We start from the raw sequence: 12,764 nt of genomic DNA, 5'->3' as shown, positions 1-12,764 counted from the left end.
TGCGTTTTTCCTAACCTAATCCCGCGCCTAGAGACGAGAGAAATCATTGAAAAGTGCGAGTCCCATTAACAACATCAGCAACACTGTACCAATGCGATAGCTAACGTCCTGCACACGCTCAGAAACCGGCCTGCCCTTCAACTTTTCAACCGCAAGAAAGAGCAGGTGTCCACCATCCAATACCGGCAGAGGGAACAGATTGATGATCCCCAAATTGACGCTGATTAAGGCCAAAAACATCAGGTAATAAATCAATCCATAATCTGCTGACATTCCTGCGCCCTGAGCAATCGAAATGGGACCGCTCAGGTTGTTCAGCTTAACATCACCCATAACCAGTTTCCCTAACATACTGACGGTCAATTTCATCAGTTGCCAGGTTTTATCTGTTGCCTGGTAGATCGCGCTGAACGGCCCATACTGGCGCACAGTCCTGTATTCTTCAGGCAGTGGCGTCACGCTTGGCATTACGCCTGCCAGCCCTTCAACTCTGCCACTTCCCACAGATTTGCTGTCTGGCGTTAACGTCAACGGGACTGTTGAGCCGTTGCGTTCCACCTCCAGAGCAATAGATTGCCCGGGGTTATCACGCACGGCGATGACAAAATCACGCCATTGCGCTAGCGCCTGCCCGTCGACTTTAACGATCCTATCTCCGACTTGCAAACCTGCTTTTTCCGCCGCCGAATCCGCCTGCACCTGATGCAATACAGGTTCGATTTGCGGACCACGCGGGATAATCCCGAGCGAGGCCGCAGGATCTTGCTTATCCGGCTCAAACTGCCACTCGCGTAAATCCAGCGTTTTCTGGACGACACGGTCGGAGCCTAAAGGTGCAGTTCCGACCACGACATCGCTATCGCCAATTTTACCGATCAGCGCCAGACGCGCGGTATCCCAATCAGGCGTTTCGATACCATCAACGGACTTTAGTTCCGTTCCCGCCGACATTTCCGCCTGCGCCGCGATGGAGTTGGGCAGTATTTCACCCACGACGGGACGCACGCCCGGTACGCCGATAATAAACACCAGCCAGTACGCCACAATCGCAAAAAGGAAATTGGCAATCGGCCCAGCGCTGACAATAGCCGCACGTTGCCAGACCGTTTTACTGTTAAATGACTGGTGACGGAATTCTGGCGCGACCGTGTCGACGCGCTCATCCAGCATCTTCACGTAGCCGCCAAGTGGGATCAGCGCAATCACGAATTCTGTACCGGTGCGATCGCGACGACGCCATAGCGCGCGCCCGAAACCGACGGAGAAGCGTTCGACCTTCACACCACAGCGGCGCGCCACCCAGAAATGTCCAAATTCATGGACAGTGACCAGCACACCCAGTGCGATGATAAACGCGGCAAGATTCCAGAGAAAACTCAGCATAAATAGCTCTACCGCTTTATTCTAAGCCACTTTAAACAGCAGCAGCATCAGGCAAGAGAACACAGGAACCGCAGCCGTCAGGCTGTCGATACGATCGAGCACGCCACCGTGCCCCGGAATCAAATGGCTACTGTCTTTGATGCCCGCCTCGCGTTTGAACATACTTTCCGTCAAATCACCCAGCACCGAGGCCAGCGCAGCAGCAATAGAACAAATCAACAACGTTGCTGGCGCTACCGTTAACGGCGCATAAAGGCTAAACAGCACAGAGATGAGCGCCGAGGTTGCCAGACCACCGAGAAAGCCTTCCCAGGTTTTGCCCGGCGAGACTTTTGGCGCGAGCTTACGCTTACCAAACAGTTTACCGAACATGTAGGCACCGCTGTCCGCGCCCCACACCAGCAGCATGACGTACAGCAGCCACCAGGCACCCGCGAATGGGTTAATCGCGTAATTGTAATGGCGAAGCGCGACCATGCCCCAGAAAAACGGCACGATCGTCATGATACCGAACACCAGTCGTAATGTGCGCGAATGACGCCAGAATGAGGCGGAAGCCGGATAGAACAGAACCAGAAACAGCGCTACACCCCACCACACCAGTGATGACCAGAGCGCGATGCTGATTTGCGGAATATGCACGGAATAATGGTAGGCCGGGAGTGATAACAGCATCAGCGCCAGCAAGAAACCACACAGGATCGCGAGCCATAGACGTTGGCCATAAGAGGCAAACCCCGCCAGCTGACCCCATTCCCATGCCGCCAGCATACAGACAGCCAGCGTAACAAGCGTGAATCCCAGAGGAGGCAACAAGAAAAGTGCTGCAATAACAATCGGGATCAAAATAAAAGCAGTAATCAGGCGATACTTCAGCAAAAGTTCCCCCTAGGATGCATCAGCATCGATAGGTGTTGTTCCCCGAAGCGGCGCTCGCGTTGTGCAAAAGCATTCAGCGCACCTTCAAAGACTTGTTCATCGAAATCAGGCCAGAGGACATCAGTAAAGTAAAGTTCAGCATAAGCAATTTGCCACAGAAGAAAATTACTGATGCGGTGTTCTCCACCGGTTCTGATCACCAAATCAACCGGAGCCAGATCATGCAGACAGATGTACTGACATAATGACGCTTCATTAATGCTATCAGGGCGCAGAATGCCTTCCTGCACCTGCTCTGCAAGTTGCCGTACTCCCTGAATAATATCCCAACGGCCGCCATAATTCGCGGCAATATTCAGTGTGAGCCCCTGATTCTTTTCCGTCAGTGCTTCTGAACGGCGGATTCGCTCTTGTAAACGCGGACTGAAGCGGCCGATATCGCCAATTACCCGCAAGCGAACGTTGTGCTTGTGCAGGCTTTTCACTTCGCTGTCCAGCGCTCTAACAAACAGTTCCATGAGTGCGGAAACTTCCTGCGCCGGACGGTTCCAGTTTTCACTGCTAAATGCGTAAAGTGTCAGTGCATCCAGCCCTTGGCTCACTGCAAAACTGACCGACCGTCGCACAGCCTTTACACCAGCCTGATGGCCAAAAATCCGCATTTTCCCCCGGCTTTTCGCCCAGCGACCATTGCCATCCATGATAATGGCAACATGCCGCGGCCCGGCGGGTGGCAGATCGTTAGTATTTTTTTGATTATCGGACGGCATAACGCGTACTTATTTCCTCAAGCAAGAAATACAACAGTTCTTCCGTAACATCAGATCCCGTTAGCGCAAAAAAAGCCGTGAACGATCACGGCTTAGCTTCCCGGTCGATTAAACAACTTTCGCATAATCAACCATTGAGTGGCGCAGACTATACCACCTCCACCGCACATGAACAAATTGTGCCACGCCGTTATCCAGCTATCGCGCGTAATGTGTCAGGGTCTGTGTTGCGACCTGTCTGGCCCAGCGGTCGATAAACAAAACATCATCGACGCTGGCGGGTTCTGGTAATGTAAGTTGTTCAATGACATGCCGATTTACCGCCGCGATATCCGTAAAACGAATCTGCGACTGCAAGAATGCTGCCACTGCAACTTCATTCGCCGCATTCAGTGCCGTGGTGGCCGACTGACCATGATTACAAGCATCAATAGCGAGCTGTAAGCAAGGATAGCGCGCATAGTCCGGTGCCAAAAATGTCAGCGCGCCAATCTGGCAAAAATCTAACGTTTTTGCACCCGATGTCACACGTTCAGGATAAGCCATTGCATGAGCAATCGGCGTACGCATGTCGGGCGATCCTAACTGCGCCAGAACGCTACCATCACGGTAACGCACCATCGAGTGAATCACTGACTGCGGATGAATAATGACTTCCATCTGTTCGGCAGAAGCATTAAACAACCAGCGCGCTTCGATATACTCCAGCCCTTTGTTCATCATCGTGGCAGAATCAACCGAAATTTTGCGCCCCATTGACCAATTTGGATGCGCACACGCCTGATCCGGCGTCATGTCCGCCAACGCCGACACCGGAGTTTCACGAAACGGTCCACCGGAACCGGTCAGAACAATACGTTCGACCCCATGCTGCGACAATGAAGCGTAGCCTAATTGGCGCTGAATTTGCTCAGGTAAACTCTGAAAAATCGCATTATGTTCGCTATCAATAGGTAAAAGCTGTGCGCCACTTTGCGCTACGGCATCCATGAAGAGACGTCCGCAGGTGACCAGCGATTCTTTGTTCGCCAACAAAACCTGTTTTCCGGCATGAATTGCCGCTAGCGTTGGCAATAACCCTGCCGCTCCCACAATCGCGGCCATCACCTGATCGACGCCATCCAATGCAGCAAGGTCACATGCTGCCTGAACTCCCGCCAGCACTTCCGTTTTACAACCATATTCCGCCAACTGCTGGCGCAGGGCAGTTGCAGAGGCTTCATCAGCCATTGAGGCATAGGCGGGTTGGAAAGTGAGGCACTGCTCTAACATCAGCTTGACGTTGTACCCGGCGGATAACGCGCGTACGGCAAATTTATCGGGATTGGCTTTAATCACTGCCAGCGAACTGACGCCAATAGAGCCGGTGGAACCAAGAATTGTCAGTTGCTTCATTAAAAATGCTCTGAATAACCGGATTTGATGACAGGAAGGTACACGAGTCTGAGGCGATTACCATGATATATCTCTGCTATCGATCACAGTCACGATAACCGCAGGCATATACACAGCAAAAAATTGTTTACTACCCAGAGGGGCTAGCCTTCACCCATTCCTTACACGATCATTGTATAAAAAATAAAGCGCCGCAGGAAATTAGGGGGCATCCCACAGATTTCCGGCGACGCAATATTCAACAGGCTGATTAGAACTCCATCAGCTCCGCTTCTTTTTCTGCCAGTGCAACGTCCACTTTCTTAATGAAGTTGTCAGTCAGTTTCTGCACATCGTCCTGAGCGCGACGTTCTTCGTCTTCACTGATCGCTTTATCTTTCAGCAGCGCTTTCAGTTTGTCGTTCGCGTCACGACGCACGTTACGTACGGAGATACGGCCCTGCTCTGCTTCGCCACGAACCACTTTGATCAGGTCTTTACGACGCTCTTCCGTCAGCGGTGGCAGTGGAACACGGATTACGGTGCCAGCAGAAGACGGGTTCAGGCCGAGATCGGAGGCCATGATCGCTTTCTCAACCGCTGGGCCAAGCGAACGATCGAAGACCGAAATCGCCAGCGTGCGGGAATCTTCTACGACAACGTTAGCAATCTGACGCAGTGGCGTTGCGCTGCCATAGTATTCAATATGGATGCCATCGAGAATGCTAGGTGACGCACGGCCGGTACGGATTTTGCTGATCTGGTTTTTAAACGCTTCAACACATTTGTCCATGCGCGTTTCAGCATCTTTTCTGATTTCATTAGTCACGTTGTGAACCCTTGAAAACTGGTTGCCAGGCAGGCCATGTCAGTACATGACCCGGTGAATAATTAAGCCAGCGCGCGGCTGGCGTATGGCGCAATACTGGGGAGTATAGTACCCCATAATTGGCGTGAGACGTTATTACTGACTAATCAACGTCCCTTCTTTTTCACCCATGACAACGCGACGCAGTGCGCCAGGTTTGTTCATGTTGAAAACACGGATCGGTAAATTATGGTCGCGTGCCAGCGTGAACGCGGCAAGATCCATCACTTTCAGCTCACGTTCTAACACGTCTTGATAGGTTAGCGTTTCGTACATCGTCGCTGAAGGATCTTGTACCGGATCGGCAGAATAGACGCCATCGACTTTTGTCGCTTTCAAGACGACATCCGCTTCAATCTCAATGCCGCGCAGACAAGCCGCTGAATCCGTGGTGAAGAAAGGGTTGCCTGTTCCAGCGGAGAAAATCACTACGCGGTTATTACGCAGCAGGCTAATTGCTTCTGCCCAGCTGTAATTGTCACAGACGCCATTCAGGGGAATGGCAGACATCAGACGAGCGTTCACATAGGCACGGTGCAACGCATCACGCATTGCCAGACCATTCATGACGGTCGCCAGCATTCCCATGTGGTCGCCCACAACGCGGTTCATACCCGCTTTAGCCAGACCCGCGCCACGAAACAGGTTACCACCGCCGATAACTACACCGACCTGAATGCCTAACTCAACCAGTTCTTTCACTTCCTGAGCCATGCGATCCAGAATGCTCGCATCGATACCAAAACCTTCAGTTCCCTGTAAAGCTTCGCCACTGAGCTTCAGCAGGATTCGTTGATAGACGGGTTTTGCATTGGTTGCCATGGTGTTCTTATCCTACAGGCTGTCGTCGTATTGGGGGGTTGTAAAAATCAAAACTGTTCCACCCGGCCCCTATCTGAATGCAGGAAACCAAGCGTACTAAAACTCTTTGGGCTGGATAAAAAGGAACCGCCAACTGGCGGCTCTTTTTTTTGCTATTAAGACTGCTTGCTCATCGCTGCAACTTCAGCAGCAAAGTCAGTCTCAACTTTTTCAATACCTTCACCCACTTCGAAACGGATGAAGTTAGTCACGTCAGCGTTGTGCTCTTTCAGCAGTTGACCAACAGACTTAGCTGGATCCATAACGAAAGGCTGGCCAGTCAGAGAAACTTCGCCGGTGAATTTCTTCATACGGCCTTCAACCATTTTCTCTGCGATTTCTTTCGGCTTACCAGACTGCATCGCGATTTCCAACTGAACCTGGTACTCTTTCTCTACCACTTCAGCAGACACGTCTTCTGGCTTAACGAATTCAGGCTTGCTTGCGGCAACGTGCATAGCCAGGTGTTTAACCAGCTCTTCGTCAGCGCCTTTAGCAGCAACCAGAACACCGATGCGCGCACCGTGTTGGTAGTTACCCAGAACTTCGCCTTCCAGAGCAGAAACGCGACGAATGTTGATGTTCTCACCAATTTTCGCAACCAGCGCAACACGCTCTTCTTCGAACTGTGCTTTCAGCACGTCAACATCAGTGATTTTGCCTGCAACCGCAGCGTCCAGCACTTTGTCAGCAAACGCCTGGAAACCACCGTCTTTAGCAACGAAGTCGGTCTGGCAGTTAACTTCCAGGATCACAGCGTAGTTACCGTCGATCTTAGTCTTGATCACGCCATCAGCAGCAACGTTACCTGCTTTTTTCGCCGCTTTAATCGCGCCGGATTTACGCATGTTTTCGATTGCCAGCTCGATGTCGCCGTTAGCTTCAACCAGCGCCTTCTTACATTCCATCATGCCCGCAGCGGTACGCTCACGCAGCTCTTTTACCAGGGATGCGGTAATTTCAGCCATTCTAAAATCCTCGGAAGATTTTTTCTGCCTGGTCGTCACGACCAAACAGCTTTAAAAGTGAAAAAGGGGCCATAAAAAGGCCCCTAACCAAACTAGTACTACCTGGTTAATAAGGGCTCAACGAGCCAGACTTATTATTCAGCTTCTACTAAGCCTTCTTCTGCCTGCACAGCCAGATCTTGAGAACGGCCTTCGCGGACAGCAGTAGCAACAGCGCTCAGGTACAGGTTAACTGCACGGATTGCGTCATCGTTACCAGGGATGATGAAGTCAACGCCATCTGGATCGGAGTTGGTATCAACCACTGAGAATACCGGAATACCCAGGTTGTTAGCTTCTTTGATTGCGATGTGCTCGTGATCGGCGTCGATAACGAACAGCGCGTCTGGCAGACCGCCCATATCTTTGATACCGCCCAGGCTGTTTTCCAGCTTGTCCAGTTCACGAGTGCGCATCAGCGCCTCTTTTTTGGTCAGCTTGTCGAACGTGCCGTCTTGAGATTGGGTTTCCAGATCTTTCAAACGCTTGATGGACTGACGAACGGTTTTCCAGTTAGTCAGCATACCGCCCAACCAACGATGGTTCACGTAGAACTGATCGCAGTTGTTGGCCGCATCTTTTACCGCTTCGCTTGCTGCGCGCTTGGTACCAACGAACAGAATTTTGCCTTTGCGAGAAGCAATTTTGCCCAGCTCAGCCAAAGCATCGTTGAACATTGGTACAGTTTTTTCAAGGTTGATGATGTGAACTTTGTTACGTGCACCGAAGATGAATGGCTTCATTTTCGGGTTCCAGTAACGGGTCTGGTGACCAAAGTGTACGCCAGCCTTGAGCATATCGCGCATGGAAACAGTTGCCATGATTACCTCTATTAATTAAGTATGGGGTTATGCCTCCACATGTCCCATTGCGCCGACCCCATCCGGTGAAACACCTCAGGAGCACCCCGGCGAACGTGCCGACATGTGTGTGTTATTTACACAAAGTGAGTTTAGTCGATGTCGTTGAATATCGTATAACCGATATCCAGCCGGATCATCGGCGCGCTTTATACCATAAATCCCCCAGCGACACCAACTTTTGTTATTCAATCGTCCACTAATCAGAATGATAGTTTGGCAAGCCAACGGCATGGCTGGTAACATAAGTTATTAGTTATCGCTTTTAATTTTTGTGCTTAACAGGCACCTGCGGACAATCATCAATGGCAATTTCAATTAAAACTCCTGAAGACATCGAAAAAATGCGCGTAGCTGGCCGTCTGGCTGCCGAAGTCCTGGAAATCATCGAACCCCACGTGGTGCCGGGCGTGAGTACTGCTGAATTAGACAGAATCTGTCACGATCACATCACCAACAAGCAGCAAGCCATTTCTGCTTGTCTGGGCTACCACGGCTTCCCGAAATCCGTCTGCATCTCCATCAACGAAGTGGTGTGCCACGGCATTCCTAGCGAAGAGCGCATTTTGAAAGACGGCGATATCGTCAACATCGACGTCACCGTAATCAAAGACGACTTCCACGGCGATACGTCAAAAATGTTTATCGTCGGCAAACCGACCATTCTGGGTGAGCGCCTCTGCCGCATCACGCAGGAAAGCCTCTATCTGGCGCTGAAAATGGTTAAGCCGGGCATTCGCCTGCGCACGCTGGGCAAAGCGATCCAGCAGTTTGCGGAAGGGAATAACTTCTCTGTGGTGCGTGAGTATTGTGGTCACGGCATCGGCAAAGGCTTCCACGAAGAGCCACAGGTTCTGCACTACGATGCAGATGACGGTGGCGTAGTGCTGCAAGCGGGTATGGCATTCACGATCGAGCCTATGCTCAATGCTGGTGATTACCGCATCCGTACGATGAAAGACGGCTGGACGGTAAAAACCAAAGATCGCAGCTTGTCGGCACAGTACGAGCATACTATTGTGGTAACCGATAACGGCTGCGAAATAATGACGTTGCGAAAGGATGACACCATCCCCAACATCATCACGCATGAACAGTAAACACTAAGCCGGCAGACGCCGGCTTTTTTTATGGGCTGCGCTATGACAGATAACCGATTTTCGCCAGACAGTACGCCACCTGACGCGTCCTCATCAAACAGCCCTATAGACCCCATTGCGCCAGTACAGTTACCTGCCTCACCGCTGACCTATGCTGATGACATGCTGAATTGTCAGACGTTAAAACAGCAGTTGGAACTGTTTCAGCTTTGGCTCGGTTCAGAATTCCGTTCTGGCGTCAGCGCAGAAAAGCTGATTGATGCCAGAACCTTGTTTATCGATCGCCTGTTGCAGCGGCTGTGGTACTTCTACGGTTTTGAAAATATCGCGCAAACTGCGCTCGTTGCCGTAGGCGGATATGGCCGCGGTGAACTGCACCCGCTTTCCGATATCGACGTGCTGGTATTAAGCCAGACAGCACTCAGTGAAGAGCATTCCCAGCGTGTCGGCCAATTCATCACCCTACTGTGGGATTTGAAGCTGGAAGTCGGCCATAGCGTCAGAACGCTGGAAGAGTGCTTACAGGAAGGACGCGCAGATATTTCCGTCGCGACCAATCTGATCGAATCCCGCATGATATGCGGCGACGTCGCCCTGTTTCTCTCGCTGCAAAAAAACATATTCAGTGATGAATTTTGGCCGTCAGACACGTTTTTCCCGGCAAAAATCGCCGAACAGCAGGAACGCCATCAGCGCTATCACAGTACCAGCTACAATCTGGAACCCGACATCAAAAGCAGCCCAGGCGGGCTACGCGATATTCACACGCTACTGTGGGTCGCGAGACGTCACTTCGGCGCGACGTCGCTCAATGAAATGGTGGGTTTCGGCTTCCTGACAGAGGCTGAGCGTAAAGAGCTGAACGAATGCCAAAGCTTTTTGTGGCGCATCCGCTTCGCCCTGCATCTGATCCTGCCGCGTTACGACAACCGGCTGCTGTTCGACAGGCAGTTGAACGTCGCACAGTTGCTGCAATATCAGGGCGAAGGTAACACGCCAGTCGAACGCATGATGAAGGATTTCTACCGAATGACGCGTCGCGTCAGCGAGTTGAACCAGATGCTGTTGCAGCTCTTTGACGAAGCGATTCTGGCGTTGGATGCAAGTGAAAAACCTCGCCCGATTGACGATGAGTTTCAGCTACGCGGCAATCTGCTAGACCTGCGCGATGAAAACCTGTTTATCAAAAAGCCGGAAGCCATCATGCGCATGTTCTACCTGATGGTGCGCAACCGCGACATCAGCGGTATTTACTCCACCACCTTGCGCCAACTGCGCCATGCTCGTCGCCATCTCGCCAGCCCGCTTTGCACCATCCCGGAAGCGCGCCAGCTGTTCATGAATATTCTGCGCCATCCGCATGCGGTAAGCCGCGCGCTGCTGCCTATGCATCGTCACAGCGTGCTGTGGGCCTATATGCCGCTGTGGGGGAACATCGTCGGTCAGATGCAGTTCGATCTGTTTCACGCCTATACGGTGGACGAGCACACGATCCGCGTTCTGCTCAAGCTGGAAAGCTTCGCTGACGAGGATACGCGCCCCCAACATCCGCTGTGCGTAGAGCTCTACCCTCGCCTGCCTCAGCCTGAATTATTGCTGTTGGCCGCGCTGTTCCACGATATCGCGAAAGGTCGTGGGGGCGATCACTCTGAGCTGGGCGCGCAGGATGTGCTGGAGTTTGCGGCGCTGCATGGGCTAAATTCGCGTGAAGCTCAGTTGGTTTCCTGGCTGGTGCGCTGCCACCTGCTGATGTCCGTCACCGCACAGCGTCGCGATATTCAGGATCCCACCGTCATTCAGCAATTTGCCACCGAAGTTCAGAGCGAAACCCGCTTACGCTATCTGGTCAGCCTGACGGTTGCGGATATCTGTGCCACCAATGAAACGCTGTGGAATAGTTGGAAACAGAGCCTGTTGCGTGAACTCTATTTCGCGACGGAGAAACAGCTACGCCGTGGCATGCAAAATACGCCAGATTTGCGCGAACGCGTCCGGCATCACCGCTTGCAGGCGCTGGCGCTGCTGCGTATGGATAATATTGACGAAGAGGCGTTGCACCATATCTGGAGCCGCTGTCGGGCCGATTATTTCCTGCGCCACTCGCCAAACCAGCTTGCCTGGCACGCGCGCCACTTGCTGGAGCATGATGTCAACAAACCGCTGGTGCTGATCAGCCATCAAGCCAGCCGTGGCGGTACAGAGATTTTTATATGGAGCCCAGACAGGCCTTATCTTTTCGCAGCGGTCGCTGGTGAACTGGATCGGCGCAACCTCAGCGTGCACGATGCGCAGATTTTTACCAGCCGCGACGGCATGGCGATGGATACGTTCATCGTGCTGGAACCGGACGGCAGCCCGCTGGCGCAGGATCGGCATGAAATGATACGCCAGGCACTGGAGCAGTCGCTGACGCACCGACATTACCAACACCCGCGCGTACGCCGACCATCACCCAAGCTGCGGCACTTCAGCGTACCAACGGAAGTCAACTTCCTGCCGACGCACACGGACAGACGCAGCTACATGGAGCTCAGCGCGCTTGACCAACCAGGACTGCTGGCACGGATCGGTGAGATTTTTGCCGATCTCAACCTGTCGCTGCACGGCGCACGCATTTCCACAATCGGCGAGCGGGTAGAGGATCTTTTCATTCTGGCCGACAGCGACAGACGGGCATTAAAACCGGATTTACGCCTTAAATTGCAAGAACGGTTGACAGAAGCCCTTAACCCAAACGATAAAGTACCATTGAGTTAATTTTTACAATCAGGAAAGAGAAATCAGGATGCACCAACAATTACAGAACATCATTGAGACGGCTTTCGAGCGCCGCGCTGAAATCACTCCGGCAAACACCGACACCGTCACACGTGAAGCCGTCAATCAGGCTATCAACCTGCTGGATAGCGGCGCCCTGCGCGTTGCAGAGAAAATCGACGGCCAGTGGGTTACCCATCAGTGGCTGAAGAAAGCCGTGCTGCTCTCTTTCCGTATTAACGATAACCAACTTATCGAAGGCGGAGAAACACGCTTCTTCGACAAAGTCCCAATGAAATTCGCTGACTATGATGAAGCGCGTTTCCAGCGTGAAGGCGTGCGTGTTGCACCGCCAGCCAGCGTGCGTCGCGGTGCTTATATCGCACGTAATACCGTGCTGATGCCGTCTTACGTCAACATCGGCGCTTACGTTGATGAAGGCACGATGGTCGATACGTGGGTAACCGTCGGTTCTTGTGCTCAGATCGGTAAAAATGTTCACCTGTCCGGCGGCGTCGGTATCGGTGGCGTTCTGGAGCCGTTACAGGCTAACCCAACCATCATCGAAGATAACTGCTTCATCGGTGCGCGTTCTGAAGTCGTGGAAGGCGTTGTCGTTGAGGAAGGTTCCGTCATCTCCATGGGCGTGTTCATCAGCCAAAGCACCCGTATTTACGATCGTGAAACCGGTGAAATTCACTATGGCCGCGTCCCAGCTGGCTCCGTTGTGGTTTCCGGCAACCTGCCGTCTAAAGATGGCAGCCACAGCCTGTACTGTGCAATCATTGTGAAGAAAGTGGATGCGAAAACCCGCGCTAAAGTGGGTATCAATGAGTTATTACGCTCCATCGACTAAACTAGAAACGGCGGGTTAATCACCCGCCGTTTTTTTATGCTCGAACGAT

10 protein-coding genes and 1 pseudogene are annotated in these 12,764 nt (G+C 52.3%); 3 read left to right on the top strand and 8 right to left on the bottom strand.

Annotated features, from left to right (window positions below; genetic code table 11):
* Positions 1-27 precede the first annotated feature (27 nt).
* The 8 genes and pseudogenes from rseP to rpsB form a co-directional block, all read right to left on the bottom strand.
* Entirely contained in the window at positions 28-1,383 is a 1,356-nt protein-coding gene (gene rseP, locus BJJ97_RS10330) for a sigma E protease regulator RseP (RefSeq protein ID WP_095993885.1), read from the bottom strand.
* 21 nt (positions 1,384-1,404) lie between these two features.
* The gene (gene cdsA, locus BJJ97_RS10325) at positions 1,405-2,262 is read right to left on the bottom strand and encodes a phosphatidate cytidylyltransferase (RefSeq protein WP_095701860.1); all 858 of its coding nucleotides are present in this window, start codon (positions 2,260-2,262) and stop codon (positions 1,405-1,407) included.
* Positions 2,263-2,271: 9 nt separating this feature from the next.
* Positions 2,272-3,032, bottom strand: a pseudogene (gene ispU / locus BJJ97_RS10320) ((2E,6E)-farnesyl-diphosphate-specific ditrans,polycis-undecaprenyl-diphosphate synthase).
* A 198-nt stretch (positions 3,033-3,230) separates the two neighbouring features.
* On the bottom strand, positions 3,231-4,427 hold the full coding sequence (gene ispC, locus BJJ97_RS10315; protein WP_095993884.1) for a 1-deoxy-D-xylulose-5-phosphate reductoisomerase: 1,197 nt from the start codon (positions 4,425-4,427) through the stop codon (positions 3,231-3,233).
* 250 nt (positions 4,428-4,677) lie between these two features.
* Positions 4,678-5,235 carry a ribosome recycling factor gene (frr, locus tag BJJ97_RS10310; protein WP_095701858.1) on the bottom strand — a complete coding sequence of 186 codons (558 nt, stop codon included), beginning with the start codon at positions 5,233-5,235 and terminating at the stop codon, positions 4,678-4,680.
* Between the two features lie 135 nt (positions 5,236-5,370).
* Positions 5,371-6,096: a UMP kinase gene (gene pyrH, locus BJJ97_RS10305; protein WP_005975910.1), complete on the bottom strand. Its 726-nt coding sequence runs from the start codon at positions 6,094-6,096 to the stop codon at positions 5,371-5,373.
* A 155-nt stretch (positions 6,097-6,251) separates the two neighbouring features.
* Positions 6,252-7,103, bottom strand: coding sequence for a translation elongation factor Ts (gene tsf / locus BJJ97_RS10300; protein ID WP_010296401.1), 852 nt, complete (start codon positions 7,101-7,103; stop codon positions 6,252-6,254).
* A 134-nt stretch (positions 7,104-7,237) separates the two neighbouring features.
* A complete protein-coding gene (gene rpsB / locus BJJ97_RS10295; protein ID WP_039483864.1) occupies positions 7,238-7,963 on the bottom strand; it encodes a 30S ribosomal protein S2 in 726 nt (241 codons plus the stop codon).
* Between the two features lie 344 nt (positions 7,964-8,307).
* On the opposite strand from rpsB, the gene map reads away from it, so the two are divergent.
* Genes map through dapD form a run of 3 tightly spaced genes read left to right on the top strand, consistent with a single transcriptional unit; the run spans position 8,308 to position 12,715 of the window.
* Positions 8,308-9,102, top strand: coding sequence for a type I methionyl aminopeptidase (map, locus tag BJJ97_RS10290; RefSeq protein WP_014914446.1), 795 nt, complete (start codon positions 8,308-8,310; stop codon positions 9,100-9,102).
* Between the two features lie 42 nt (positions 9,103-9,144).
* Positions 9,145-11,859, top strand: a complete 2,715-nt coding sequence (gene glnD, locus BJJ97_RS10285) for a bifunctional uridylyltransferase/uridylyl-removing protein GlnD (RefSeq protein WP_095993883.1) — start codon at positions 9,145-9,147, stop codon at positions 11,857-11,859.
* A gap of 28 nt (positions 11,860-11,887) precedes the next feature.
* The gene (gene dapD, locus BJJ97_RS10280; RefSeq protein ID WP_010284812.1) at positions 11,888-12,715 is read left to right on the top strand and encodes a 2,3,4,5-tetrahydropyridine-2,6-dicarboxylate N-succinyltransferase; all 828 of its coding nucleotides are present in this window, start codon (positions 11,888-11,890) and stop codon (positions 12,713-12,715) included.
* The last annotated feature ends 49 nt before the right edge of the window (positions 12,716-12,764 follow it).

It is taken from the genome of Pectobacterium polaris (genome assembly GCF_002307355.1).
Taxonomy (GTDB): domain Bacteria; phylum Pseudomonadota; class Gammaproteobacteria; order Enterobacterales; family Enterobacteriaceae; genus Pectobacterium; species Pectobacterium polare.
This window is presented reverse-complemented; position numbering and strand designations above follow the sequence as displayed.